Below are 24,752 nucleotides of genomic sequence, written 5' to 3' on the forward strand. Positions count from 1 at the left end.
GCAAAAACCCGCGAGGTCGCCGCCCCGTAACCTGTCGGATCGCCGGAAAGGACCCGCAAAATGATAATAATTATCATCTACATGTCACAACGTGCATCTACGCCATCAAACCACGTCAAATAATCAATTATGACGCAGGTATCGTATTAATTGATCTGCATCAACTTAACGTAAAAACAACTTCAGACAATACAAATCAGCGACACTGAATACGGGACAACCTCATGTCAACGAAGAACAGAACCCGCAGAACAACAACCCGCAACATCCGCTTTCCTAACCAAATGATTGAACAAATTAACATCGCTCTTGAGCAAAAAGGGTCCGGGAATTTCTCAGCCTGGGTCATTGAAGCCTGCCGCCGGAGACTGTGCTCAGAAAAAAGAGTTTCTTCTGAAGCAAACAAAGAAAAGAGTGACATTACTGAATTGCTCAGAAAACAGGTCAGACCAGATTGAAGCAATTTAGATAATCGTGCAGACTACGCCCCCTCATATCACATGGAAGGTTTATCTATGGATCAGGTAGTCATTTTTAAACAAATATTTGATAAAGTTCGAAACGATTTAAACTATCAATGGTTTTATTCTGAGCTAAAACGTCACAATGTCTCACATTACATTTACTATTTAGCCACAGAGAATGTTCATATTGTATTAAAAAATGATAATACAGTGTTATTAAAGGGCCTAAAAAACATTGTGTCTGTCAAATTTTCAAAGGATAGGCATCTTATAGAAACGACCTCTAATAAGCTGAAATCCAGAGAGATCACATTTCAGGAATACAGAAGAAACCTTGCTAAAGCAGGAGTTTTTCGGTGGGTTACAAATATCCACGAACAAAAAAGATATTACTATACCTTTGATAATTCATTACTATTTACTGAAAGCATCCAGAAAACTACACAGATCTTACCACGCTAAACCATAACGTCCGGCTTCTCTCACTCCTGAGCCGGACTGCATTGGTTTAATAAAAACCATCAACAATTGTGATTTAGATATTCGGAACCATTCAAATATAACAAAACCCCGTAAAAACGAGGTTTATGGATAAATTTTATTATTGAATACATCAGATTAAATTAATCTTGACATCATAGCTTTCAAGACCCGTCATTTTTTCCCGTGCGGTAAACTGAATACTGGTAACTTCTTTCCCGGTCTTTTTCTTAAGTTCAATAATTTTTTTTGTTATATATTCAGAAATATCTGCTTCTGCTTTTGTTTTTAAGTTTTCAATATTCATCATTTCCTCTTTTAGTCTGTTATGACTTTCCAGTTACACAGTAAGTCGATTATATGGTGCAAACGTGTAAAAGATAAGATGAAACATCGCAATAATCAACATACGATAGTCTAAATTTTACACAAACAGACAAAGAGAATTTTCCTGAATTATCAATGCAATAGCATCAAATCAACTCAAGAGCCTTATTGCTGCTTCCAGAATTTCTTCTGAAGTAACATGTCGATCCGCGGCTACATAAATGACTTTATGATCTCCGGTCAGAGATGGAAACCCTGCGGCCATTACAGTAAGGTGTGTTTTTTCGCCATTTGGATATTCACGCATGATGGTGTTAACTCCAGTCATCGCTGGCACTACCACTGCTGGTTCAGAGTTAAAAAAAACTATGATTTTTTTCATGATGTTACCGTAGTATGTGAGTATCCATCGAATAGACACCAAGCAAAAAAGCTCCCGAAGGAGCCTTCATTTTCACTTTTTTAAATCCAACGACAGACGGCTGGCATTTAAGTATTGTGAAATATTATCAAATGTAATCATCATTGATTTACAAAAGATACATTTTGCCCCGAAAGGATTCATGTCAGAAACATCAAAAGATGATGTTCTATACTGGGAACCATGACAACACGGGCATCTAAAGTGAATATGGTTTGTAATATTGTCTACCTCAAAGCGCCACTACATGAACAGCGGCAGGACCTTTAGGTCCGTTCTCAATACCAAATTCAACTTCCTGATTCTCAGTTAATGTTTTGAAATCGTTGCTCTGAATTGCTGAGAAATGGACAAACACATCTTTGCTGCCATCTTTCGGCGTGATGAAACCAAAACCTTTTTCAGGGTTAAACCATTTCACTAAACCAGTCATTTTGTTAGACATAATTATTACCTTTTGAAGAAATTAGCCCTTGGGCAGAATGGTCCGAAAAAAAATATCAGAGAGAAAAACCAACAAGGAAATCTCAAGAGGTACAAATAATAAAATTATAACAATGACTGCTTCAGATAAATTTGTAACAAACCAGAACACCATTAACGCATGATTAACCACCCATAGCAAGGATTACTTTTGTAAAGAAAAACACAGCAATGAAAGAATAGCTTTATTTATTAATAAAACGTGTCATTCTGATTAAGACCTTTTATCTTACCCTTAAGATTTCAGGAATTTTGGCTCATGGAAGAGTCCTTTTTATTTAAATTTTACATTCCGCGATGTAAATGTTCCGATTTAATATTACCCTACATTTGATGCTTTTTATCTCTTAAAGATTCATAGATCTGTTGACAAGTCACTCCTGCGATGTAGCGTTCGTCAGCAATTTCAGCATAAAGCTGAGCTTCTGCTGCAATATCTCCGAGCATGTTGGTGAGCATTCCTTCGGCGGTTTTGGTTGTTTTGCCTCTGACGGCAGCGGCAAGATCTGCGGTATGCTTCGCTGCGTCAAGGCGTATGGCATATTTTTTTGCTTCGGCACGCAACTGGTTAACACTATCAGACAGATAAGCAGCCCTGGCAGAAATTTCAGCAGATTTCTGTTGCGCATCTTTAACAGCCTCATCACGGGCTATAGTTCGCCCCTGTTCAATTATTCGAGCAGCAAATTGAGCATTTACCTCTTGTGATAATGCGGCAGCATCACGTTCCGCCCATTTTTTTTGCCATCCTCGGTCGCTCCAGACATTTCCGACGATAAATCCTGACAACACGAGAAAAATCACCATGAATATCTGATTCACTGTTCTATCCCCCAGCAGGTTAATGCGCTCTCCTGGTCACGACGAATAACCTGACCGTAACAGTTATTTGAACGAATGCGGCAATCGCGTCCGCCATCCTTAATCCACCAGCGAATCGCTTCGCATGCACCTTTACGATCACCAGCATTCAGCCGCTTATAAAACGTCGACGGGAAACACTTACCGGGGCCAATGTTATAGGGACAAAATGACGCGATACCCGCTTTTTGTGGTTCGGTCAGTGGTACTTTAATATTGCGCTCCACCCATGCCAGCGCCTTATCACGCTCAATGGCGTTGACCTGGTCGCATTTTTCCTTCGACAGTTTCATATTGGGAAAAACGGTTTTTCCATCCACCACTGTGGCACCCCGACAGATGGTCCATATGCCAGAACCATCGCGGTATGCCATTGTGTGGTTACCTTCTTTTTCGTCCAGAAACTGGTCAAGTATCTGAGGAGCAGATGCGCCAGCACCAATCAGCGCCAGAACGGCAGCCGACAGGCCGTATCTGATTTTTGTGTTCATAGATATTTATGATGAGGACGCTCGTGCTTATTGGCAGGATTTTCAATCTTAAAGGAGTACTGATGCTGCAGATAAGACTCAACTTTTCTGACAATTTTCTGCTACTTCCAGGAAGACTTGCCGGACGCTCATTCTGGCTGCTGCCTCGTAAAACTCCAGCGCAGCTCCTTCAACACGGTCCATGGCGACATCCAGGCCAAAAATTTCACCGTCAAAGCGTTCTTTGTCCTGTAAGGCTACAGTTACCGTAACTTTATTCTCAAAATTACGGACTCCTTTCACAACCAGTTCATAGTCTTGAGTCATTGGATTATTCTCCTCTCGCAGCCTTACGCCTGTCTTCTTTAATCTTGAAATAAAGATTTGTCAGATACGTCAGCAGGCCAAAAACCAGGCTACCCAGCACACCGATTGCAGCCCACTGTGACGGAGTTACTTTATCGAGTAACTGCAATGCCCAGAAACCAGCATTACCCGCCGATGTGCCATAGGCAACACCTGTTGTTAACTTATCCATTGATTTCATATCCTCACCCCGATGTACACGGATGGTGCAATATGTTTGAAAAGATCGGAGTCTACGGGGTAGTTTTGACAGCACACGTTGTTCTCAACGGCGCTAAAAAAACATACACATTAAAAATGTGGGTAATTATTTTGAAAGAAAGTCATATATAAAATAATAATACGAGAAATGTTTTCATATTTAGTGTACTGTATACGGCCATTTATACAGGAAAAGCCTATGTCAGAACGTAAAGACTCAAAATCACGCCGTAATTATCTCGTTAAATGTTCCTGCCCAAACTGCACCCAAGAGTCAGAACACAGTTTTTCAAGAGTACAAAAAGGTGCCCTTTTGATCTGCCCTCATTGCAACAAAGTATTCCAGACAAATCTTAAAGCTGTAGCCTGATTGATTTTATTAGTAACAAGTATTTTTTATATTTTAATAATATATTTAAAGCAGATAATAAAAAACCCGCCTGAGCGGGTTTGAGATTGTGGTGCTTTTTGTGGGAGTCATCCACTTACGCACTTTGTTTTGCGATGCCAGCAGTTAGCTTCTGCTGTGAAACTATTCATGCAGCAAACCTGCACTTCACCACAATGGTTAGCATACTTTTCCTGATTAAGATTTTGCCAAATATGCTGGCCATTGTTTCATGTATTGGACCTCCTTACTTTTTATTAAAGAGATCCAATATTCACTACTCTGTCCGTATCTCTACTCAGGCATCAGCCTTCTTCGTTATCGTATACAGACGAGCGATGAATTTTAATCAGTAATGATGACATTTGCTGCTGCAGGACCTTTAGCACCACTCTCTATAGAGAAGGTAACCTTTTGACCTTCAAATAAGGTTCGATAATTATCATTCTGAATCGCAGAAAAATGCACAAACACATCTTTACTACCATCAACAGGAGAAATAAAGCCGAAACCTTTATCAGCGTTAAACCATTTTACTAAACCAGTCATTTTATTTGACATTCTACATTCCTTAACTTGAGCCTTTCGGCATAAATGGTTTGCATAACAGAAACGACTTCGTACTTAATTGGAGAGACTCAAAGAAGGAATAAGTGAATAACACCTGAAATGAGAACTGCTTTAGTAAACTACTTCGTATATCGTCTGTTCTTCAAACCGACGCAATCATTAACGCATAGTTGAACATATGAAGCAATGTTTATTTTAGACATCCAGCCATCTTCAACCCCATCAAAAAACTATAGCTTTCTTCAGGAACGTGTGTATAGTGCGCCAAGTTATCAGTATTAAGGAATTTTTTTGTCCCGTAAAATGACAGGAATTGTCAAAACCTTTGACGGCAAAAGCGGCAAGGGTCTTATCACCCCATCCGATGGTCGTATCGATGTCCAGCTTCATGTTTCAGCGCTCAATCTCCGCGATGCAGAAGAAATTACCACCGGATTACGCGTGGAATTTTGCCGGATAAATGGTCTGCGTGGCCCTTCAGCTGCCAATGTTTACCTTTCATGAGCTATATTAAAGCTTTAATTTCAGGCCCCATCGGATCACACATGGAGAGTTTTTATGAATAACCCCGTCTGTCTTGATGACTGGTTGATTGGCTTTAAAAGCTTATGCTGTACTTTGGCCGTAATAGCTCTGCTAATAATATAATAAGCAGACTCATTGTGTTTAGGGACATTGTACTGGAAGAAAACATTTTAAACATCAGGCAAATAACCAAGTCACCAGCTAAATAATAAGTTAACAGACATGAGTCCCGGGATGAGATTCATCATTACCATTGCCCCATTTAAAGCACAAAACCCGCTCATCAGCGGGTTTTCTACTTTTTCTTAAAGTCGGGTATACAAAGCCCATCGTTGAAAAAATTTTATCCATATTTTTTGAAAAATGCAAACATCATGTCGCCATCTTCAGCAAAAATCATTTATCTCGTCACCTTCCTCAATTGCGCTTCCGCGTATGCTTCTTCCTGCCAGCACTTTGTTACCAGTTTACCAATGACGTCCGCATACCCCTTATACCACTGATAATCGGTCAGGTCTGGTACCAGCTTCTGGACATGACGTCGTGCCAGCGTGGTCGGTAAACGACTAAACCGGTTTCCATTACAACGCCCACAAATCTTATATACCGGTACGCCATGAAACCGGGTTCTTTTTTCATCCAGAACAATCCCTTTACCCTTACACCCTCTGCACGCTGTGCTGGCTTCGCCCTTACCATGGCAATGCTGACATAGTTCCTTCACCCATTCTTCCTTGATTACAGATTCCCCGCGTCTGTAGTGTTTCACCACTTCGCGCAATACATTATAAAATCCCGTACCTGAACAATGCTCACAGCGAGCCTTACTTGCCGCAGACCTGGAGTAATCAGCAAAGGCAAAACTCACGAGGTAAGGAATAATCTGTAACCGGATTTCTTCACTCAATTTGTTCAATGTCGGGTTATCCAGTGCCATCGCGTAATTTAGCAGGCCTTCAATCGCAAACTGAGGGTCCTGAACACCAACTTTTGCCAGAAATAAGGCCAACCCAAGTGGTGCTTTCGACTGCACCATCCCCTGCGCTGCCATTACATCCGTAATTGTTAAACAACCGGTGCCTGTCGCTGGAGCGTCATCGCTCAATTTTGGAGATTTTGGGGAGTAATATTTTGGTAAGGCTTCAAGGTTCATGCTCGTTCTCCACTTACGCCAGTACGCCAATTGCCAGCGCGCGATCGATAAAACGAAATATCAGCTCCAGTTGGGAGCCATACTTCTCTTCAAATGCCACTGTATCCGTATGCAGCTCGTTGTGATGCTTTCTGCACAAAGGCAACACAAAGAGATCATGTGCTTTTGTTCCCATTCCGCCCTGCCCGTGACCAATCAGATGATGCGGATCGTCGGCTGGCATACCGCAGCAAGCACACGGCTGTGTCTTAACCCAACGTGTGTATTTCTCCTTAACCCAGCGGCGACGTTTAGGCAGCTTCATGAAAGATTCCGGAGACTCTGGATCAACGGTGATGCTTACCACCATCTTTTCCTGTGGTAGTTTTTGTTGCTGGTGGGCGTAAGGCAACGGTGCAAGATTTTTTGTGCGTTGTTTCAATATGCTGGTGGCGGTCTGCTCTCCCGGTACGATGTCGCTTTCGCGGTACACCGAGCAGATTTTTTCCGCTGGTAATCCCAGCGAACGACGCGATACAGCCTCAGGTAGTGCATCCACCACCTGATTGCAGACCGCCCACCAGGATAATTCAGCCAAAGATAATTCCCGCTCCTGCGTACCGCTTATTGCGTGACGGATGACGTCAATCACCCATGCTGTCAGATTTTGTTGAGCAAGCAGCTCCAGTGATTCCGATGTCTGGTCACGCAGTTGGTTGTCGCAGTGCCAACACAACACCATTGCGCCGGTACCATAACGGTGAATGACTGTTTCAGTGTGATGGTAATCGCCATTAGGCCACTGGCAGGATGTAACATGACGTAATAGCCAGTCAGACAATGAGCCAACGCCGCCAGCAGCACGAATCACCCGTTCGTTACTAAAAAACGGCAGCAATGTTTTGTCTTCCGCCAGCGGCTGGCCAACGGCAGGAACGACTCCGGATGGCAGATTACGCATGCTTTTTGGTTCCGGTTCCACCAGCACTCGAGGATTATGAAATATCTGTATGGATTCACGGCCCGGCTTAAGGACCACCAGCCCAAGCTCAGGCACCAGAACAGGTCTAAGTAATACCCGCACGTTACCTCCAGATCCGTTGCTGGAAAGTGCGGGACGCACGTGGTGGGCGTTCGGAGTAAGGCAATCTGACTGAGATTATCCAGTGACGGTAGTCGAGACTAAGGGCTTTCTTAACCTCGTATCCGCGCCTGCGGTAACACTGAATTATCCATTCAGCCTGCTCTTCAGTGCATGGAGGGTGTTGGAACCATTCAGACTTGAATGCGTGAGAATACCGCTCGTGCGTGCAGGCAAGAACGGGCGAATTATCAGAATTGTAATATTTTACGTTGCGTGCCATCGGTTTTCTCCGGTGGCACGGTGTTACTCAGCGGGAGTTCAGCCCCGCGCAAGATTGTAGATGAGTTTATTCTTCTGCAAAAGCTGAAAAGCCTGCTTTTATTCCGATCTCTTTCAGTGCCTGTAATGAAGTGACAAACTCACCTTCGCGCAAGATAAATCTGTCTGTCACTCGACCATCCACAAAATTAATTAACGCAGCCCCATTCTTTCGCAAACACATAATGCGGTAATGACTAACAAGATTTCCATTTTCAACGCACACAGCATAGAGGCCATCTTCACAAAAAATTTTACGCAGTTCTTCGATGTTCATCATCAGAATCCTTCCGGATAATTAGCTCTCCCCTTTAAGGGACCATCCCTCTTATCCCTGCGCGCTACTTAAGTATTTTTGATTCTATTCCGGCACCGTCCAGAACTTCAAACGCGTTGAAAATAAAAACAAAAACCCGCCGAAGCGGGTTAAGTGCGGGTGCGTTGAGGATGCCTGACACATCAGAGGTGGCGAGGGATTTCTCCCTCGCCGGGTCTCTTACTCCTCAGGTTCGTAAGCTGTGAAGACAGCGACCTCCGTCTGGCCGGTTCGGATTCGTACCTCGCAGAGGTCTTTCCTCGTTACCAGTGCCGTCACTATGACGGTTAAACAGATGACGATCAGGGCGATTAACATCGCCTTTTGCTGCTTCATAGCCTGCTTCTCCTGTCAACGCAAAGCAGAAGTGTCACCTTCGGTGCGAAACAGAGATGTCATGCTTTGGTTCAGAGAATGCGTTTGACCGCCTCGCTATATACTTCCGAGCGTTCTCTTTTCCCAACAGAAATCACGAAAACGACAACTTTCTCGTCTATAACCTGGTATACAAGGCGATAGCCTGAAGACCGGAGCTTAATCTTGTAACAATCAGGCATACCACGGAGCTTGTTTGCTTCAATCCGGGGTGACTCAAGTACTTCAACCAGCTTCTTTTTCAACTGTTCACGTACCGTCGAGCCCAGCTTTCGCCATTCCTTTAGTGCCCGCTCGTCAAAATCCAGAAAATACGCCATCAGAGTTCATCCAGCGTCACACGTACTGGCTTAGGATTACGAAGCCGTTCTTTCACTATCTCCACAAGTTCAGCATCTTCATCACTCAGGAGTGTCTGTTTGAACGGCAAGCGTTCATTGTCAGCGATATACTCGAGCATGAGACGAAGCGCTTCAGAAGGAGTTACACCCATTTTTTCAAGCGCGGCGTAAGAACGCGCTTTAAGTTCATCGTCAATACGCAGGTTAATGCTACCCATGTCTTACACCTCTTGTAATTACAAATGTCATTACAAGTATCGCACTACAACATGCTTAGGGCAAGTCACGAAGGAAGTCAGAAAGTAGTCGTAAGAACGGTGATCACTGTCCGCTTTCTGCCAGGAGCAGCCATTGCTAAGTCCATCCTGTATTGTGCAGGTCAGCTCGTTTTTAAAGAGTCCGGCCATCATCTTACTGGTACAGACACCATATACTTTGTGACGGTCAGGCTACATATGCACAACTCAACTTATTCATCTATTTTTTGCTTTAGCATGTCAGTGTTGCTTTCTCGTCGGCGGGTGAGCGGTGACCTGACCTGTCGATAAAGGAACGTAACACGTTTTATGCAACACCCGCATGCGGCAGAAAATTATTGCCGAACGTTTACCCCTGTCAACAAGCTTTACTTTCTGAGGCGCGCCAGCCCGCGAGGAAAACAATCTGAACATCAAACAATTAATGACACAAGAAATACGATTAAAGATTTTTTTGTGCATGCCGATAGTGCTTTTTTAAAAGGAGAAATCTATGTCTGTCACAATTCAGGGAAATACCTCAACCGTTATTTCAAACAACTCCGCCCCGGAAGGAACATCAGAAATAGCCAAAATCACAAGACAAATTCAGGTGCTGACTGAAAAGCTTGTGAAAATCTCATCGGAAGAGGGGATGACGACACAGCAGAAAAAAGAAATGGCTGCATTGGTACAGAAGCAAATTGAAAGCCTCTGGGCTCAACTGGAGCAGTTGTTAAGGCAGCAGGCAGAGAAAAAGAATGAAGACGCGACAGTTCAGCCTGATAAAAAAGAAGAGAAAAAAGACGATACAAATACCGCTGGCACCATTGATATTTACGTCTAAGTGACAGCCGTATTGTGGCCCTCATCGGGCCACTTTTCGCCATCAGCCTTTTCTTTAAAGACATATTATCTTTGTATCATTTCTGATAGTTAACATTACAAGATATAAGTAATGGACGCACTCCCAATTAGTCTATTTAAATCGCCACGAGTTTAACTGACAACCCATGATCAATTATGAATTGCAACTATTTCTGTAGTCACTTTTGTGGGGACAGTCCACAAAACTGCCAACTTCCGCTTCTTGCTCTTAGCGGACATTAGCATAGGCTATTTACCATAACGCCTCATTACGCGCACCGCCCAGACTGACTCAGCGCGTTTCTGGCATATCCCCGGTAAAACAAGTAACAAACCACCCGAAAATGAACACCAGAAACGCGACTTAAGAATCTACCCTATGAATGGATATGCACTCAACCGAATCGATCTTGGTTTCAATCTTTTTTATCGGGATCAGGCTTCTTTTTAGGTAACTTCGGGGGCTTAACTTGCTGATGACTTTGCGTTCGGCGCGTAAGCCAGGGATGGTCAGCTTTAGGTTTAACATAGTATTTTGAGCGTAAATCAATACGGGCATTATCCACTCGTTCATGGACACTCTTTTCATCATCCAGTGGTATAGGCTCCGGGCCATCAACATACTTTTCCCAGCCCAGCGCTTTCCCGTCATACAGAACGTTAATTTCACCGTCAAAGTTCTCGCATACAGTAACAACCGAATGCCTAAGTCGATATCCCCGGCCCTCACTGCGTACCTGAAACGCACTGCTTTTGTACTGGAAAGTGAGATTTTTAGACAGAACGCGCTTCGCCTGTAGGCTGAAGATATAACCCAGTTCCTCTTCAGAATGGTGCTCATCAAGATGAGCATTATCAGTAGTACGAGGCGACGTAGCGAACCGGTTGTTATAGGCTTCAATAAAGGTCGGCAACCATGCATTTGCTGTTTCAATATCACTGATATTCTGAAGCCGCATTTCTTTGACCAGCCTGTCCTGTAGTGTCTGATTGGCGCGCTCTACCCGCCCTTTTGCCTGCGGGCTGTTGGCATGGATTGGCTCGATGCCCAGTGTCTTTATCGCACGAGTGAACTGGGTCAGCTCACCTTCCCGCTCTGGGTTATTTACCCTGAATATACTGTGTCTATCAGAGTAGAGAGCGAGCGGTACGCCATGATCATTAAGGTAACCCCGGAGGGTTTCCATGTAAGCCCGGGTTGTTTCAGCAGGCACAAAACGCAACGCCATCAACGCACTGGTGGCATCATCAATGAAAACGATCAGTGTACATCTGGGGCCTCGATTTTCAAACCAGTCATGAGGTGAGCCATCAATCTGGATCAGTTCACCGTAAGATGGTCGTCGCATGCGGCGTTGATATATACGGGCAATTTTACGACGGCGTTCACGCCATAACCCCTCTTCTATCATCCACTTTCTGAGAGTTTCAACGGATAAAGATAAACCGTGTATCTCGCGCAATTTTTCGCACGCAAACGTAGGTCCAAAATCAGCGTAACGGCCTTTGAGGAGTGAAATTACTGTTGCTCTGAATTCAGTAGAAAAGGAATTATTAGGACGCTTTCCACGTCGGTGGGAAACCAGACCAGAAGGCCCTTCATTTCTATACCGTTGCACCAGACGTTTAACCTGCCGAATAGAAATGCCAATGCGTGCCGCAGCTTGTTCCTGAGTAATATGTCGATTAATTGACTCCTGAATAATCTGAAGTCGGTGGAGTTCCTTATGACTCATCGTAACAGTCTCTTTGATCATGAAAAATCCCCCAGAGAATTGTCTGGGGACATTTTAGAATGGTTCAAAGGGGACATTACAGCTTGGTGTTAACACTAGCCTGCTTCTCCTTGCCTTTCGGCACGTAAGAGGCTAACCTACATGTGTCTAGCATGAAATTGGCCTCAGATTAATGTTAAGCGTCTTGCAGGACGCGTAATGTTAACTGGGGCTTTTCTCTATCTGCCTTTGGTGTTCATGCCCGAGGCAGATAGCCTCAAGCACCCGCAGCCATTCTACTTAACTACCTTTACCTCGCCAATATGAAATCAGTCAGAAAGACGATCCATAAGAACAATAGCAAGATTTCTTAATGGAGATGGATGTAAGCTAAATATTTTGGCTCGGTCTGCTTTCTATTAAATGCAACCTGTATTTTAAAGCATGATGTGTCCTAAACTCATTTTGTAGATTAATTTTTAAGTTAGGCAAACTACTTACGTATTCCCATCTACCTTGTTTTTTTTGTCCGATAAGTGAGTTATCAAACAGGAAGTTGATATATTGACGTATCACCCCATCAGAAATACCTGCAAATTCATTACGGCACTTCTCGGAGAAATCATTAAAATCGAATGTTTCTACTTGGATAGTTTGAAGAACAGTTAGTAAGTTCTCAATTTCAGGGAATTGGTTGGACCATTCATCAATCACCTCATTGTACACACTTATAGATGCTTCACGGTCAGCTTCATAAAGCTCATTGGAAGTGTAAAGACCTGAGACATTATTTTTATGACATGCCCTAATTTTGTTGAAGTAGACAATAATATCCCTAGGCCTAAAGAAAGAACGGCGACATATATATTTAAATGGAGGAGTCCCCTGCCTAACGAATGAAACCTCAAATACTTTCCCAGATCTGTCCTTTTCGTCATCTAATATGAGATCATTAGGTTTGTATTTCTTTATCCTCTCATAATACATATCGTTTAGATTATTTTCATTCCATGAGATTATGATAGCACTATCTTGCAATAATTTGTTTTTATCATTGAATTTCAAAGAATGATAAATATCCGTTCGTAGGAAGGGAATGACTTTTAATTTATCATTGAGGCGTTCATCAGATGCTATGTTTCTACAGACATTTAGCAGATTTATTAAAACCTTACTATATTCTTCAATTTGCCCCTCTAGCCAGTTTTCGTCTAATTGGTCAAGGGCGATAATTATTTTTTCATTACCAATGTTATCTTTAAAAATTTTTTCAAAATACGTAAGCAATGTGAAAGCATTAGCTCTTAGCTTTTGCTTTAGCTGAGCATTCTCAGCAACTTCCTCTAACGAAATTTCACCTGCGTCCAATGATACTTCATTAAGACCAGCACTGGGCCCTTTTATGGTTTTTAATCTGGTTATTTTTGAAAACAAAACCTCCCTAAGAGTTGGGTCGGGACTACCAAAGATAGTTTTGATATAATTATGTGCCCACGTTAGATCTTTGTTTAAAGTCTCTCCAGCATCATTTTTTATTTCAATAAGTTTAGATAATGCCTTAATATAAAAAAGATACATCCAACTTTTTTGATAAGCGGAAAGTTCTCCAGCCATTGCATCCTTGTAAAGTTGATGGGCTGGCCATGGATAGTCACTAAAATTTAGACATACTGAGTAAAACCCGTTGAGATTGGCTGGTTTTCCTCTTCTAAGGTGTTCATAAATGGCTGTTTTACCAGTACCTTTTCTTCCAAGAACCAACCAAGCCCTACTTTCAATAATATCCTTTATCGCCGGTAGCTTAAAAAAATAGGTCTGTAAGTCCCGATCTGTTTCTGCTGAAACTTGAAATTCTGGTAGCCAGTCTCTAATGTCCACATTTTCCTCTTTACATTACATTACCTTTATGTTTTTCCAAAATAAATCAAAGTCATATGGCGTATCAAGTTTTTTTGATTATTTATGAGCTCATACTCAAAAAAACTAAATCTAATTTATCTTACGTTAACTAAAGATTTCATATGTTAGTATGCTCAAGCAATGCTACTGCTGGAGTCTGATGATATCCGTTATACACTAATTGCCACGCACACAAGCGACATCAGTTCATGGCACAAAGCAGACAACCACGCTACCTCTACCCTATGCCATGAAAATGTCAATTTACATCTTAACTAATGCACTTTAATCTCGTCACTTAAATAGATACCGAACATTTCCCTGATAAAACGACAATATGCGCTGCATAACTTCGCTCTTCCGGCACTCGCGACAGATTATGTTTAGACGACTGTCGTAGCGACGTATTTCTCCATCAGGTAGTGACCAGATAAGGTCCGGATCAACCACAGCGGGTTTCTTCACCTTCGCCCTAGAGAGTTTTTTGCGGGCATTTTGCCAGTCCTTTCGTGCCTGTTCAGACGGGAATAACCCGTAGCCGGAGTTGTATACATAACCACTGGCAACCAGCTCTCTGGCAAGAATGCTCATCAGATATCTTGTCGCACCTGTTTTAGCTTCCAACTGTCGTAATGTCTCGCGACCGCTCTGGCGCACAAGTTCGACCACCTGCTCTTTAATTTTTTCCCGCTCTTCCTGTGTAAAAACTTTTGCCACAAGTCCTCCTTAAAATTACCTCATGACCTGAAATCAACACTTATCCCCTGAAACCAGGCGGAATTTCTGTATCCGGTTCAGAAATATGATTCACACAACGCTGTACAGGTGAACGTCCCAAGCGGATGACCAGTTCGTCCCATTTTTCGCGGAGTTTTGACGGGCTCATGATGTTTTTTACCCAGAATGGATCTCGCTGTACCCGACCAAACATTTCGCAAATTTGTCTGTGGCTTCTGCCATCCAGCATCCGCATTGTGCGCACGTCATTGGCCCAGGCTGTCCAGTTAGGCTCTTTTGGTCGCATGATCTCTCCATCGTCGCTGGCAGCCTGTTCGTAAAGGTTCACGATCCGCCCCCAAATCCACTGCGCACACGCCAAATCCTCCCTGCTACCCCACTGGCGTTTTTTCGCACTAAACACAACCGCGTCGGGGTTCCGGGTTAAAAAATCCTGTTCAGCGGTCTGCGGGTCCGGTTGCGAAGCTTCCGGACGAAAAGTGTTTTTATTCTCTGTAGTAATCTCTGTTGTATTCTCTGTAAGATCATCAGGCCATTTTGACCCGATGACATTGGGTCGTTTTGAACCAATGGAGCGTTTCATTTTGACCTCTTCCATCGTGTCATTTTGACCTGATGGAGCGGCGCATTTTGAACCGATGGATTCGTTCAATTTGCCACCATCTAAAAGCTCGCTCCCATAGTTGATCGTGTAGAAATTGGTCATATCGCGCTTTGATTTATTGAGCTTTTCACAACGCAAAAGCCCCAGCGTTTTCAGACTTGCAAACGCGCGCTTTAACGTTGACTCTGACCAGAATGGGAACTGTTCCAGCCATTGTTCCGTTGTGTTGTAAATCCAGCGAACACCATCACATTCCATGCCGGAATTGGTATCTCTCAACCAGTAATGCAACTGCTGCAACACAATGGCTTCATTTAAGCCAATCTTCATCGCAAGCTGTGTGTTTATAACCAGTGGGCGTTCAGCAAAAAGAAGGCTCATAATTCCATCCAGCTTTTTGTTGGTATTGCAGTCGATACGCAAGTTTGAAAGCAATTGCTTTTTCTATAAGTTCGTCAGTTTCACGATCCACTACGGCAGGATCAGCAAAAAGCAGTCCGGACTCCACCACATCGCCATATTCTTTGTTTAACCCGGCGATCATGTACGTGATGCTTTTTCCGTCACTAATTTCACGATACAACCTGAAATCATTAATCCGGATAGCCTCCATAATTGCAGGCACTAGCGCCGTGAACTTTTCACGCTTATCCCTAGTGTCGATAGCCTTCCAGCGTTCGAATATCTTCACTCGATTAACGCCAAGCGCTCGCTGATCAACCGCGCCACCTTCATCTGTGACACGCTGAACATCGATGTTCGGGCGCTCTTTCAAAGCCCAGAATGCTTCAGTGATTAATATCGTCGCCTGCTCCTGTGTCATTCCTGGTCGACATATCCAGGCATCCAGAGCCTCACGAGCCTGTTCAGGAGTGATTTTCATTGTTCAACCGCCCCGCCCGCTTCGTCTTACGATATTCGTCATAAACTTTGGGATCATACTGAAGCTCCCCGCCAGATGCCTCCTGTAGACGCATCGCGCGACCTTCAGGAACCAGTATCCCCCAAGCAGCAACACTTGCCAGTCTCACTCCTGCGGCATTGGCAAGCTTTGTTTTGCTGCCAAAAAAAGTAATTGCGTCAGCTTTAAGCATCAAAGCCTCCTATTGTTAGACTTTTCTAACATTATTGTGCGCGGGATACCTAAGTCAAGAAAAATTAGAATTACCTAACTATGGATACAAGAACCCTAGGCCAGCGAGTTCTGGCGCGACGAAAAGAATTACGCTTAACACAACGAGAAGCTGCGCGCCTCGCTGGGGTTGCTCACGTCACAATTTCACAATGGGAAAGAGACGAAACCCAGCCAGTCGGAAAACGATTGTTTGCTTTAGCGGATGCTCTGAAGTGCTCACCTACATGGCTAATGTTTGGTGACGAAGACAAGGCACCAGTGCCGGCACAAGAACTTCATGTGGAAACAGAGCTAACTCCCAACCACAAAGAATTGATCGAATTATTCGATGCTCTTCCATCTTCCGAGCAGGAAGCCTTGCTGTCTGAAATGCGCGCAAGAGTAGAAAACTTCAACAAACTCTTCGAAGAAATGCTTAAAGCGCGTAAAAATAAATCAATAAAATAACATTCTTTTCAAGTGATTAGTTGCGCCCACTCTTTTTGTTAGACTAATCTAACAAAAAACACTTGCCTCTTATGTTAGGTTATTCTAAATTACTTTCCATCAAGACACCGCACGGTGTTCTCAGCAAACAGTTCCGCTACCCCGGCGTTAAGGGGAAATGAGGTCAGCATGGATACTATCGATCTTGGCAACAGCGAATCTCTGGTATGTGGCGTGTTCCCCAACCAGGACGGCACGTTCACCGCGATGACGTATACCAAAAGCAAAACGTTTAAAACCGAATCTGGCGCGCGTTGCTGGTTAGCCAGAAACACTGACTGATGAGGCTGACGATGGAATTTAAAGATTTACCGTCTGATGTACAGAAAACAGCAGCTCATACATTGCATTCTGTGCTGCGAGAAATCGGGAAAGATATTGCAAGCGAGCCAGCAAAAGATCTGGCCCGGAAAATCAAGACCGCTTTCGTTGAGCTTTATAATGTTGGCACTGACTCTGAAACTGTCGAGACCAAGACCGTAAGTTCACCAATATTCTCACTTGAGCCAGGCGTATTATCAGGTGAAATATGCACCGAGATTTCCAGCGAACTGCTTCCGGTAATACGAGAAGCAATTTGCCGTCGCGGTTTGGATGGAAGTTACGATCATGACGTCCTGCAAGTTCTCAGGACAATGGTGACTTCACTGGGGATTTGATCCCTGCGTCCTCTAACCTTTTGATATAGCGGTCCTCCAAGAAGCGGTAAATTTTGTCGAAATCATCTTTCCCCTCTGGTTTATTCAGAGGATTACAGGACCCGTAAGTAGCGGCATACATTTCAACCGTTTTATCAAAAATATAAGAGACAAATTCTTCTTTAGTCATATAGATTTCCTTCTTGGTTATTCGGGATAAGAAGGATACCACCTCGCCTGACGTGGTTAAAAGCAGGCACACAACACGAAAGCGCACGGCGAAGTTCGTCTCACTGTACGGTGTCGTTAAATTTAATTCGACCGTGCGCTTCCGGTTGTGGCAACCCGCGAAATGGCGCGGCGGTAAGTATGGCGGGGTTATTCCTTCCCCGTTGAGGACACCGAGTTGTCAGGTTGACCATACGCTTAAGTGACAACCCCGCTGCAACGCCCTCTGTTATCAATTTTCTGGTGACGTTTGGCGGTATCAGTTTTACTCCGTGACTGCTCTGCCGCCGTTTTTAAAGTGAATTTTGTGATGCGGTGAATGCGGCTAAGCGCACGCGGAACAGTTAAAACCAAAAACAGTGTTATGGGTGGATTCTCTGTATCCGGCGTTAATTGTTAACTGGTTAACGTCACCTGGAGGCACCAGGCACTGCATCACAAAATTCATTGTTGAGGACGCGATAATGAAAACGTTATTACCAAACGTTAATACGTCTGAAGGTTGTTTTGAAATTGGTGTCACTATCAGTAACCCTGTATTTACTGAAGATGCCATTAACAAGAGAAAACAAGAACGGGAGCTATTAAATAAAATATGCATTGTTTCAATGCTGGCTCGTTTACGTCTGATGCCAAAAGGATGTACACAATGAATTCAGCATTTGCGCTTGTTCTGACAGTTTTTCTTGTTTCCGGAGAGCCAGTTGATATTGCAGACAGTGTTCACAGGACAATGCAGGAGTGTATGACTGCAGCAACCGAACAGAAAATTCCCGGTAACTGTTACCCGGTCGATAAAGTTATTCACCAGGATAATATCGAAATCCCGGCAGGTCTTTAAAACAGTTCCGTAATAAATATCCGGTTTCATTCTTATATGCCAGCAATGGCAGGGATTTGTTCATCCTTAAATCTGTCATGAGGTTAAAACAAAATGAGTAAAGTCTTTATTTGCGCCGCTATTCCTGACGAACTGGCAACAAGGGAAGAAGGCGCTGTGGCTGTAGCCACAGCCATTGAAGCTGGCGACGAACGCCGTGCTCGAGCAAAATTTCACTGGCAGTTCCTGGAACATTATCCGGCTGCTCAGGACTGCGCTTATAAATTTATTGTCTGCGAGGATAAACCTGGCATACCCCGCCCTGCCCTCGATTCATGGGATGCTGAATATATGCAGGAAAACCGCTGGGATGAGGAGTCTGCTTCTTTTGTCCCGGTTGAGACTGAATCCGATCCGATGAACGTCACTTTTGACAAGCTGGCCCCTGAAGTACAGAACGCTGTCATGGTTAAGTTCGACACATGTGAAAACATCACCGTTGATATGGTTATTAGCGCACAGGAATTGTTGCAGGAAGACATGGCAACATTCGACGGACATATCGTTGAAGCGTTGATGAAAATGCCAGAAGTTAACGCCATGTATCCGGAGCTTAAGTTGCACGCCATTGGGTGGGTTAAGCATAAATGTATTCCTGGTGCTAAATGGCCCGAAATTCAGGCAGAGATGCGCATCTGGAAAAAACGTCGCGAAGGTGAACGCAAGGAAACCGGAAAATACACGTCTGTTGTTGATCTCGCCCGCGCCAGAGCCAATCAACAGTACACTGAAAATTCAACAGGAAAAATCAGCCCGGTCATTGCTGCCATTCATCGCGAATACAAGCAGACATGGAAAACACTGGATGACGAACTGGCCTACGCTCTCTGGCCTGGTGATGTGGATGCCGGAAACATTGACGGCAGCATCCATCGCTGGGCAAAAAAAGAAGTTATCGACAACGACCGCGAAGACTGGAAGCGTATCTCGGCATCAATGCGCAAACAGCCTGATGCCCTTCGCTACGACCGCCAAACTATTTTTGGCCTTGTCCGTGAGCGTCCGATCGACATTCACAAAGATCCCGTAGCACTGAACAAATATATCTGCGAATACCTGACGACAAAGGGCGTGTTTGAGAATGAAGAAACAGACCTGGGCACTGTTGATGTTCTCCAGTCATCAGAAACACAAACTGATGCAGTGGAAACTGAGGTATCTGATATCCCAAAAAATGAAACCGCGCCGGAAGCTGAACCATCTGTAGAGCGTGAGGGGCCGTTCTATTTCCTCTTCGCAGATAAGGACGGAGAAAAATACGGTCGCGCAAACAAACTTTCTGGTCTGGATAAGGCACTGGCTGCTGGCGCCACTGAAATCACAAAAGAAGAATATTTTGCCCGAAAAAATGGCACATACACGGGCTTACCGCAAAATGTAGATACCGCTGAAGATTCAGAACAACCAGAGCCGATAAAAGTTACCGCTGACGAAGTAAACAAAATTATGCAGGCAGCCAATATCAGCCAGCCTGACGCCGATAAGTTGCTTGCTGCATCACATGGTGAATTTGTTGAAGGGATTAGTGACCCGAATGATCCGAAATGGGTTAAGGGGATCCAGACCCGCGATTCTGTGAACCAGAACCAGCATGAATCGGAACGGAACTACCAAAAAGCGGAACAAAACAGCCCAAATGCGTTACAAAACGAGCCAGAAACGAAACAGCCTGAACCAGTGGCGCAACAGGAAGTGGAAAAAGTCTGCACCGCCTGCGGTCAGACCGGCGGCGGCAACTGCCCTGATTGTGGCGCGGTGATGGGCGACGCAACATACCAAGAAACATTCGATGAAGAGTATCAGGTTGAAGTTCAGGAAGATGATCCGGAGGAAATGGAAGGCGCTGAACATCCACACAAGGAGAACACTGGCGGCAATCAGCATCACAATAGCGATAATGAAACTGGCGAGACGGCAGATCACTCAATTAAGGTGAACGGTCATCACGAAATCACATCCACCAGCAGGACGTGTGACCATCTAATGATCGACCTTGAAACCATGGGAAAAAATCCTGATGCACCGATCATCTCAATAGGTGCAATATTTTTCGATCCGCAAACCGGAGATATAGGACCGGAATTTAGTAAGACTATCGATCTGGAAACTGCTGGCGGAGTCATTGATCGGGACACCATTAAATGGTGGCTTAAGCAATCACGCGAAGCACAATCTGCCATTATGACCGATGAAATCCCGTTAGATGATGCACTGTTACAATTGCGGGAATTTATCGACGAAAACTCCGGTGAATTTTTTGTTCAGGTTTGGGGAAATGGAGCCAACTTCGACAACACGATTTTGCGCCGTTCATACGAACGGCAGGGGATCCCCTGCCCGTGGCGTTACTACAACGATCGCGATGTACGCACAATCGTTGAGCTGGGGAAAGCCATAGATTTCGATGCCAGAACGGCTATTCCATTCGAAGGTGAGCGCCATAATGCACTTGATGACGCCCGTTACCAAGCAAAATACGTTTCAGTTATCTGGCAAAAACTGATCCCGAGTCAGGCTGATTCTTAATGTTCAACTGTCGCCGGTTGTGACTGGTATTCTGCAACCGGCGCTCGTCTGATGTAAGAGATAAAGAAATCGATGAGCGAAGTAATCATGATTGTCTCTCCCGGCAAATGGGTATCCGAAGAGCAGTTAATTGCGCTGAAAGGAATAAAAAAAGGTACGTTAAAAAAGGCCCGGGAAAAATCGTTTATGGAAGGAAGGGAATATAAGCATGTCGCTCATGACGGTATGCCATGGGATAACAGTCCATGCTTTTACAACCTGGAAGAAATTGATCGCTGGATTGAGCGCCAGGCATCAGCAAGACCAAGACGTCATCTTACTTGACTAAAAGCCACACTAACTAATGAGAGAAGTTGAAATGAAATATCCGACAGGCGTGGAAAACCATGGAGGGAAATTACGTATCTGGTTTGTTTATAAAGGCGTAAGAGTCAGGGAAAACCTGGGGGTTCCTGACACAGCAAAAAACAGGCGCGTTGCAGGTGAGCTACGCGCCTCTGTTTGTTACGCAATAAAAACTGGTGTTTTCGACTATGCAAAACAGTTTCCCTCCTCACGCAATCTGGAAAAATTTGGTGAGACCCGACAAGATTTAACCATAAAAGAACTGGCTGAAAAATTTCTGGCACTGAAAGAAACTGAAGTCGCAAAAACATCACTCAACACATACCGTGCCGTCATCAAAAATATCCTGAGCATAATCGGTGAAAAAAATCTTGCCTCATCGATTAATAAAGAAAAATTACTGGAGGTTCGTAAAGAGCTACTGACTGGATACCAGAGCCCCAAAAGTAACTATATTGTTACACAACCAGGGAGATCGGCTGTAACTGTAAATAATTACATGACAAATCTTAACGCCGTGTTCCAGTTTGGTGTTGATAACGGTTACCTGGCAGATAACCCGTTTAAGGGGATCTCGCCATTAAAGGAATCAAGAACCATTCCGGATCCTCTTTCGCGGGAGGAATTCATCCGTCTTATCGATGCGTGCAGAAATCAGCAAGCCAAAAATTTATGGTGTGTTTCTGTTTATACTGGCGTTCGCCCTGGTGAGCTGTGTGCACTTGGATGGGAGGACATAGATCTGAAAAATGGAACAATGATGATCAGGAGAAATTTAGCAAAAGACCGTTTCACGGTACCAAAAACACAGGCGGGAACCAATCGGGTCATTCATCTTATTAAGCCAGCAATCGACGCTCTCCGGAGTCAGATGACATTAACGAGACTGAGCAAAGAGCATATCATTGATGTTCACCTCAGAGAGTATGGCAGAACAGAAAAACATAAATGCACCTTTGTTTTTCAACCTGAAGTGTCAGCGAGAGTAAAAAATTATGGTGACCATTTTACCGTTGACTCAATAAGGCAGATGTGGGACGCAGCGATAAAACGTGCCGGACTCCGCCATCGAAAATCATATCAGTCGAGACATACTTATGCCTGCTGGTCGCTGACAGCTGGTGCTAACCCGGCATTTATAGCAAACCAGATGGGCCATGCAGATGCGCAAATGGTATTTCAGGTATACGGAAAATGGATGTCTGAAAACAATAATGCACAGGTAGCTTTGTTAAATACACAGTTAAGCGAGTTTGCCCCAACCATGCCCCATAACGAAGCAATGAAAAATTAATTTAATATTTATCAAATAGTTGACACGTATGACTCTTGAAATCCATAATTCACAGGTGTTTTTTCCCATCCTGTGGCTTCCTTGGCGTTTTCTAGGTTTTTTCAGATAGTTGCATTTTTTAAAAAGCATCCTAAGTTCGATCTCAGTGTCTATCTGGGGCCTATTTCTGTCCCATATATGCCCCAAAAAAACTCCCCAACAGATAAGTAGTTTTTTCATGGATTTATGCGTAAAATCAAGAACGGCTGGAAATCATTCAATACTCACACTATCGAAAAATTTACCAGCCAACCGCAGCACGTTCTTGCATAAGGCGTGTCTGCGGTTTTTCAACTATTCAGATACATCACTCCCATCACATTCATTCCTCCGCATCAAAGGCATATAGGCTATATCACCTTGATATTTTTCTTTTTCAGATAAAAACTGTTATCTATGTATACTTTTAAACCCAATCCGTGTAGAGTCTCTGCATAAGATAGTTTGCAGTTGCCGCTTCAGCTTGCGCCATAAACCGCCTGATTTTTGCTGCCACCTGTTAGCATTCCTGTATACCTGAAACGACAATGTTTATCTACGAACTTTAAGAACACCCAGGATAAAAATTGTCAACTATATCATATATAACACATTACTAATTCGAGGCTATATGAACAGCATACTGATAATCACATCTCTCCTTATCATATTCAGCATTTTTAGTCATGCCCTAATAAAATTAGGGATTGGCATATCCAATAACCCAGACAAAACCGATGTATAAGTCAACATATCCTGAATCAGACATACAATATCGCAATGAAAATCAATAATATTTTAAGGAATATCTTCATGAAATCAAAAGACACCCTAAAGTGGTTCCCTGCGCAGCTTCCTGAAGTAAGAATTATCCTAGGGGATGCTGTAGTGGAAGTAGCAAAACAGGGAAGACCTATCAATACCAGAACATTGCTTGATTACATTGAAGGAAACATAAAGAAAAAATCATGGCTGGATAACAAAGAATTATTACAAACAGCGATATCAGTTCTTAAAGACAACCAAAATTTAAATGGTAAAATGTAATATAATAAACTTACTTTTTTATCATTTTTCCACTTTAACAACATTTTGCTCCACTTTTCCACGACCAAACAACTTGAAATCTGGTTAAAATAACACGCAACACTATTCTTCTTCCTTGAGTCCGCCCGGAACTCGAAAAACAAACCGAGTTAAAGCCATTTTTCACAAAATCGATTTTGGGTCTCACCAAAATTACGGGGTTGCATACGCATTCGTTTATTTTCGAACGTGTACATACAAATATGCACAAAAATAATCATAATTATTTTCTGAGATGCATTATGATATGAACACCAATTTCGTATAGAGTCTCACTATGTCTCAAATTTTTGCTTACTGTCGGATATCAACGCTGGATCAGACCACCGAAAATCAACGCCGGGAAATCGAAAGTGCAGGTTTTAAAATCAAACCTCAGCAAATAATCGAAGAACACATTAGCGGCTCAGCAGCAACCAGTGAGCGTCCTGGTTTTAACCGGTTGCTTGCTCGCCTGAAATGTGGTGATCAATTGATTGTGACAAAACTGGATCGCCTTGGTTGTAATGCAATGGATATCAGGAAAACAGTGGAACAACTGACCGAAACAGGTATCAGAGTGCATTGCTTAGCATTGGGGGGCATTGACCTGACCAGTCCAACAGGAAAAATGATGATGCAAGTAATTTCAGCAGTCGCTGAATTTGAACGAGACCTTTTACTTGAACGCACTCATTCCGGGATAGTAAGAGCCCGCGGCGCAGGGAAACGTTTTGGTCGACCACCTGTGTTAAATGAAGAACAGAAACAGGTGGTATTCGAACGAATTAAGTCAGGTGTAAGTATAAGTGCCATTGCCCGGGAATTCAAAACCTCGCGGCAAACCATTTTAAGAGCCAAAGCAAAACTTCAGACACCTGACATATAAAAAATAATCTCGGTGTGAGATGCTTTACGTCTTCCAAGCCCCCTTCCTTGCCGTAAATGGAAAGATA

Annotated in this window: 41 protein-coding genes and 2 pseudogenes; 18 read left to right on the forward strand and 25 right to left on the reverse strand. The window is 43.6% G+C overall.

The window, feature by feature from the left end; all coding sequences use genetic code 11:
* Positions 1 to 224 precede the first annotated feature (224 nt).
* Both QUE74_RS10305 and QUE74_RS10310 read left to right on the forward strand, forming a co-directional pair.
* Positions 225 to 458: a YlcI/YnfO family protein gene (locus QUE74_RS10305; RefSeq protein ID WP_001368374.1), complete on the forward strand. Its 234-nt coding sequence runs from the start codon at positions 225 to 227 to the stop codon at positions 456 to 458.
* 57 nt (positions 459 to 515) lie between these two features.
* Positions 516 to 926 carry a DUF1398 domain-containing protein gene (locus tag QUE74_RS10310; protein ID WP_000373090.1) on the forward strand — a complete coding sequence of 137 codons (411 nt, stop codon included), beginning with the start codon at positions 516 to 518 and terminating at the stop codon, positions 924 to 926.
* A 151-nt stretch (positions 927 to 1,077) separates the two neighbouring features.
* On the opposite strand, the gene QUE74_RS10315 is transcribed toward QUE74_RS10310, so the two are convergent.
* The 9 genes and pseudogenes from QUE74_RS10315 to essD form a co-directional block, all read right to left on the reverse strand.
* The gene (locus QUE74_RS10315) at positions 1,078 to 1,251 is read right to left on the reverse strand and encodes a GnsA/GnsB family addiction module toxin (protein WP_001019606.1); all 174 of its coding nucleotides are present in this window, start codon (positions 1,249 to 1,251) and stop codon (positions 1,078 to 1,080) included.
* A 171-nt stretch (positions 1,252 to 1,422) separates the two neighbouring features.
* The gene (ynfN, locus tag QUE74_RS10320; RefSeq protein WP_000720962.1) at positions 1,423 to 1,653 is read right to left on the reverse strand and encodes a protein YnfN; all 231 of its coding nucleotides are present in this window, start codon (positions 1,651 to 1,653) and stop codon (positions 1,423 to 1,425) included.
* 4 nt (positions 1,654 to 1,657) lie between these two features.
* On the reverse strand, positions 1,658 to 1,723 hold the full coding sequence (ynfR, locus tag QUE74_RS10325; protein WP_120795388.1) for a small protein YnfR: 66 nt from the start codon (positions 1,721 to 1,723) through the stop codon (positions 1,658 to 1,660).
* A 2-nt stretch (positions 1,724 to 1,725) separates the two neighbouring features.
* Positions 1,726 to 1,914: a cold shock small protein YmcF gene (ymcF, locus tag QUE74_RS10330; RefSeq protein WP_071524604.1), complete on the reverse strand. Its 189-nt coding sequence runs from the start codon at positions 1,912 to 1,914 to the stop codon at positions 1,726 to 1,728.
* Positions 1,915 to 1,924: 10 nt separating this feature from the next.
* Positions 1,925 to 2,137, reverse strand: a complete 213-nt coding sequence (cspI, locus tag QUE74_RS10335) for a cold shock protein CspI (RefSeq protein WP_000066495.1) — start codon at positions 2,135 to 2,137, stop codon at positions 1,925 to 1,927.
* A gap of 362 nt (positions 2,138 to 2,499) precedes the next feature.
* The gene (locus QUE74_RS10340; protein WP_001071769.1) at positions 2,500 to 2,997 is read right to left on the reverse strand and encodes a DUF2514 domain-containing protein; all 498 of its coding nucleotides are present in this window, start codon (positions 2,995 to 2,997) and stop codon (positions 2,500 to 2,502) included.
* On the reverse strand, positions 2,994 to 3,527 hold the full coding sequence (locus QUE74_RS10345) for a lysozyme (protein ID WP_001092971.1): 534 nt from the start codon (positions 3,525 to 3,527) through the stop codon (positions 2,994 to 2,996). Before QUE74_RS10345 ends, QUE74_RS10340 begins: the two co-directional genes overlap by 4 nt.
* A pseudogene (locus tag QUE74_RS10350) lies at positions 3,524 to 3,833 on the reverse strand (DUF1327 domain-containing protein). The gene QUE74_RS10345 and the pseudogene QUE74_RS10350 overlap by 4 nt, the downstream one beginning before the upstream one ends.
* 4 nt (positions 3,834 to 3,837) lie before the next feature.
* Positions 3,838 to 4,053, reverse strand: a complete 216-nt coding sequence (gene essD / locus QUE74_RS10355; protein ID WP_000839590.1) for a phage lysis protein EssD — start codon at positions 4,051 to 4,053, stop codon at positions 3,838 to 3,840.
* Between the two features lie 219 nt (positions 4,054 to 4,272).
* Between essD and ynfU the strand changes: the two genes are divergently transcribed.
* Positions 4,273 to 4,443 carry a putative zinc-binding protein YnfU gene (gene ynfU / locus QUE74_RS10360; protein WP_001405948.1) on the forward strand — a complete coding sequence of 57 codons (171 nt, stop codon included), beginning with the start codon at positions 4,273 to 4,275 and terminating at the stop codon, positions 4,441 to 4,443.
* A 363-nt stretch (positions 4,444 to 4,806) separates the two neighbouring features.
* Here the strand turns inward: ynfU and cspB are convergent, their stop codons facing one another.
* Entirely contained in the window at positions 4,807 to 5,022 is a 216-nt protein-coding gene (gene cspB / locus QUE74_RS10365; protein ID WP_000066484.1) for a cold shock-like protein CspB, read from the reverse strand.
* 300 nt (positions 5,023 to 5,322) lie between these two features.
* On the opposite strand from cspB, the gene cspF reads away from it, so the two are divergent.
* Positions 5,323 to 5,535: a cold shock-like protein CspF gene (cspF, locus tag QUE74_RS10370; protein ID WP_000087756.1), complete on the forward strand. Its 213-nt coding sequence runs from the start codon at positions 5,323 to 5,325 to the stop codon at positions 5,533 to 5,535.
* A 54-nt stretch (positions 5,536 to 5,589) separates the two neighbouring features.
* On the forward strand, positions 5,590 to 5,679 hold the full coding sequence (locus QUE74_RS10375; protein WP_120795389.1) for a hypothetical protein: 90 nt from the start codon (positions 5,590 to 5,592) through the stop codon (positions 5,677 to 5,679).
* Positions 5,680 to 5,956: 277 nt separating this feature from the next.
* Here QUE74_RS10375 and QUE74_RS10380 read toward each other — a convergent pair whose 3' ends face one another.
* From QUE74_RS10380 to relB, 7 genes are all read right to left on the reverse strand, one after another.
* The gene (locus tag QUE74_RS10380; RefSeq protein ID WP_001047135.1) at positions 5,957 to 6,709 is read right to left on the reverse strand and encodes an antitermination protein Q; all 753 of its coding nucleotides are present in this window, start codon (positions 6,707 to 6,709) and stop codon (positions 5,957 to 5,959) included.
* Between the two features lie 13 nt (positions 6,710 to 6,722).
* Positions 6,723 to 7,772, reverse strand: coding sequence for a DUF968 domain-containing protein (locus QUE74_RS10385; RefSeq protein ID WP_061300842.1), 1,050 nt, complete (start codon positions 7,770 to 7,772; stop codon positions 6,723 to 6,725).
* 1 nt (position 7,773) lies between these two features.
* Entirely contained in the window at positions 7,774 to 8,052 is a 279-nt protein-coding gene (locus QUE74_RS10390) for a hypothetical protein (protein WP_032140164.1), read from the reverse strand.
* Positions 8,053 to 8,118: 66 nt separating this feature from the next.
* The gene (gene rem / locus QUE74_RS10395; RefSeq protein ID WP_000981000.1) at positions 8,119 to 8,370 is read right to left on the reverse strand and encodes a protein Rem; all 252 of its coding nucleotides are present in this window, start codon (positions 8,368 to 8,370) and stop codon (positions 8,119 to 8,121) included.
* A 216-nt stretch (positions 8,371 to 8,586) separates the two neighbouring features.
* Positions 8,587 to 8,742 (reverse strand): type I toxin-antitoxin system toxin HokD, encoded by a 156-nt coding sequence (gene hokD / locus QUE74_RS10400; protein ID WP_000813254.1) that lies wholly within the window; start codon positions 8,740 to 8,742, stop codon positions 8,587 to 8,589.
* Between the two features lie 71 nt (positions 8,743 to 8,813).
* Entirely contained in the window at positions 8,814 to 9,101 is a 288-nt protein-coding gene (relE, locus tag QUE74_RS10405; RefSeq protein ID WP_000323025.1) for a type II toxin-antitoxin system mRNA interferase RelE, read from the reverse strand.
* Positions 9,101 to 9,340 carry a type II toxin-antitoxin system antitoxin RelB gene (gene relB / locus QUE74_RS10410; RefSeq protein ID WP_000534858.1) on the reverse strand — a complete coding sequence of 80 codons (240 nt, stop codon included), beginning with the start codon at positions 9,338 to 9,340 and terminating at the stop codon, positions 9,101 to 9,103. The genes relE and relB overlap by 1 nt, the downstream gene beginning before the upstream one ends.
* A gap of 24 nt (positions 9,341 to 9,364) precedes the next feature.
* Between relB and ydfV the strand changes: the two genes are divergently transcribed.
* Positions 9,365 to 9,670 carry a protein YdfV gene (gene ydfV, locus QUE74_RS10415; protein ID WP_071593935.1) on the forward strand — a complete coding sequence of 102 codons (306 nt, stop codon included), beginning with the start codon at positions 9,365 to 9,367 and terminating at the stop codon, positions 9,668 to 9,670.
* A gap of 202 nt (positions 9,671 to 9,872) precedes the next feature.
* A complete protein-coding gene (locus tag QUE74_RS10420; protein ID WP_061300841.1) occupies positions 9,873 to 10,205 on the forward strand; it encodes a FlxA-like family protein in 333 nt (110 codons plus the stop codon).
* A gap of 436 nt (positions 10,206 to 10,641) precedes the next feature.
* Here the strand turns inward: QUE74_RS10420 and QUE74_RS10425 are convergent, their stop codons facing one another.
* The 7 genes and pseudogenes from QUE74_RS10425 to QUE74_RS10455 all read right to left on the reverse strand — a co-directional run bounded on the left by QUE74_RS10425 (position 10,642) and on the right by QUE74_RS10455 (position 16,275).
* Positions 10,642 to 10,791, reverse strand: a complete 150-nt coding sequence (locus tag QUE74_RS10425) for a protein YdfW (protein ID WP_011443592.1) — start codon at positions 10,789 to 10,791, stop codon at positions 10,642 to 10,644.
* Between the two features lie 120 nt (positions 10,792 to 10,911).
* Positions 10,912 to 11,982, reverse strand: a pseudogene (locus QUE74_RS10430) (IS1202-like element ISEsa1 family transposase); the annotation flags it as partial.
* A 348-nt stretch (positions 11,983 to 12,330) separates the two neighbouring features.
* Positions 12,331 to 13,818: a P-loop ATPase, Sll1717 family gene (locus QUE74_RS10435; RefSeq protein ID WP_000354584.1), complete on the reverse strand. Its 1,488-nt coding sequence runs from the start codon at positions 13,816 to 13,818 to the stop codon at positions 12,331 to 12,333.
* 315 nt (positions 13,819 to 14,133) lie between these two features.
* Positions 14,134 to 14,556, reverse strand: coding sequence for a DUF977 family protein (locus QUE74_RS10440; protein WP_001151126.1), 423 nt, complete (start codon positions 14,554 to 14,556; stop codon positions 14,134 to 14,136).
* A gap of 40 nt (positions 14,557 to 14,596) precedes the next feature.
* On the reverse strand, positions 14,597 to 15,562 hold the full coding sequence (locus QUE74_RS10445; protein WP_000054493.1) for a phage replication protein O: 966 nt from the start codon (positions 15,560 to 15,562) through the stop codon (positions 14,597 to 14,599).
* On the reverse strand, positions 15,543 to 16,064 hold the full coding sequence (locus tag QUE74_RS10450; protein WP_000705348.1) for a toxin YdaT family protein: 522 nt from the start codon (positions 16,062 to 16,064) through the stop codon (positions 15,543 to 15,545). Before QUE74_RS10450 ends, QUE74_RS10445 begins: the two co-directional genes overlap by 20 nt.
* Positions 16,048 to 16,275, reverse strand: a complete 228-nt coding sequence (locus QUE74_RS10455; protein ID WP_000909905.1) for a dicB transcriptional regulator DicC — start codon at positions 16,273 to 16,275, stop codon at positions 16,048 to 16,050. Before QUE74_RS10455 ends, QUE74_RS10450 begins: the two co-directional genes overlap by 17 nt.
* A gap of 80 nt (positions 16,276 to 16,355) precedes the next feature.
* Here QUE74_RS10455 and QUE74_RS10460 point away from each other — a divergent pair, with 80 nt between their 5' ends.
* The 3 genes from QUE74_RS10460 (at position 16,356) to QUE74_RS10470 (ending at position 17,461) form a co-directional block, all read left to right on the forward strand.
* On the forward strand, positions 16,356 to 16,763 hold the full coding sequence (locus QUE74_RS10460) for a helix-turn-helix domain-containing protein (RefSeq protein WP_000381212.1): 408 nt from the start codon (positions 16,356 to 16,358) through the stop codon (positions 16,761 to 16,763).
* Between the two features lie 168 nt (positions 16,764 to 16,931).
* Positions 16,932 to 17,084, forward strand: a complete 153-nt coding sequence (locus tag QUE74_RS10465) for a DUF1391 family protein (protein ID WP_000379591.1) — start codon at positions 16,932 to 16,934, stop codon at positions 17,082 to 17,084.
* 11 nt (positions 17,085 to 17,095) lie between these two features.
* Positions 17,096 to 17,461: a hypothetical protein gene (locus QUE74_RS10470; RefSeq protein WP_001320327.1), complete on the forward strand. Its 366-nt coding sequence runs from the start codon at positions 17,096 to 17,098 to the stop codon at positions 17,459 to 17,461.
* Here the strand turns inward: QUE74_RS10470 and QUE74_RS10475 are convergent.
* Complete coding sequence (locus tag QUE74_RS10475; protein ID WP_000159335.1) at positions 17,430 to 17,630, reverse strand: hypothetical protein; 201 nt, start codon at positions 17,628 to 17,630, stop codon at positions 17,430 to 17,432. The genes QUE74_RS10470 and QUE74_RS10475 overlap by 32 nt on opposite strands.
* 502 nt (positions 17,631 to 18,132) lie before the next feature.
* On the opposite strand from QUE74_RS10475, the gene dicB reads away from it, so the two are divergent.
* The 8 genes from dicB (at position 18,133) to QUE74_RS10515 (ending at position 24,685) form a co-directional block, all read left to right on the forward strand.
* Positions 18,133 to 18,321 carry a cell division inhibition protein DicB gene (gene dicB / locus QUE74_RS10480; protein WP_000854560.1) on the forward strand — a complete coding sequence of 63 codons (189 nt, stop codon included), beginning with the start codon at positions 18,133 to 18,135 and terminating at the stop codon, positions 18,319 to 18,321.
* Complete coding sequence (gene ydfD / locus QUE74_RS10485) at positions 18,318 to 18,509, forward strand: lysis protein YdfD (RefSeq protein WP_001083270.1); 192 nt, start codon at positions 18,318 to 18,320, stop codon at positions 18,507 to 18,509. The genes dicB and ydfD overlap by 4 nt, the downstream gene beginning before the upstream one ends.
* Positions 18,510 to 18,602: 93 nt before the next feature.
* Positions 18,603 to 21,074, forward strand: coding sequence for a 3'-5' exonuclease (locus QUE74_RS10490; RefSeq protein WP_061300912.1), 2,472 nt, complete (start codon positions 18,603 to 18,605; stop codon positions 21,072 to 21,074).
* A gap of 72 nt (positions 21,075 to 21,146) precedes the next feature.
* On the forward strand, positions 21,147 to 21,398 hold the full coding sequence (locus tag QUE74_RS10495) for an excisionase family protein (RefSeq protein ID WP_000005552.1): 252 nt from the start codon (positions 21,147 to 21,149) through the stop codon (positions 21,396 to 21,398).
* Between the two features lie 34 nt (positions 21,399 to 21,432).
* The gene (locus QUE74_RS10500; protein ID WP_021562241.1) at positions 21,433 to 22,713 is read left to right on the forward strand and encodes a tyrosine-type recombinase/integrase; all 1,281 of its coding nucleotides are present in this window, start codon (positions 21,433 to 21,435) and stop codon (positions 22,711 to 22,713) included.
* 649 nt (positions 22,714 to 23,362) lie between these two features.
* Positions 23,363 to 23,476, forward strand: coding sequence for a YnaM/YnfT family protein (locus QUE74_RS10505; RefSeq protein WP_120795384.1), 114 nt, complete (start codon positions 23,363 to 23,365; stop codon positions 23,474 to 23,476).
* Positions 23,477 to 23,544: 68 nt separating this feature from the next.
* Complete coding sequence (ydfK, locus tag QUE74_RS10510; RefSeq protein ID WP_000836768.1) at positions 23,545 to 23,778, forward strand: cold shock protein YdfK; 234 nt, start codon at positions 23,545 to 23,547, stop codon at positions 23,776 to 23,778.
* A gap of 316 nt (positions 23,779 to 24,094) precedes the next feature.
* Entirely contained in the window at positions 24,095 to 24,685 is a 591-nt protein-coding gene (locus tag QUE74_RS10515; protein WP_000078178.1) for a recombinase family protein, read from the forward strand.
* Positions 24,686 to 24,752 lie beyond the last annotated feature (67 nt).

The sequence above is a fragment of the Escherichia sp. 10290 genome, from assembly GCF_030295155.1.
GTDB lineage: Bacteria > Pseudomonadota > Gammaproteobacteria > Enterobacterales > Enterobacteriaceae > Escherichia > Escherichia coli_F.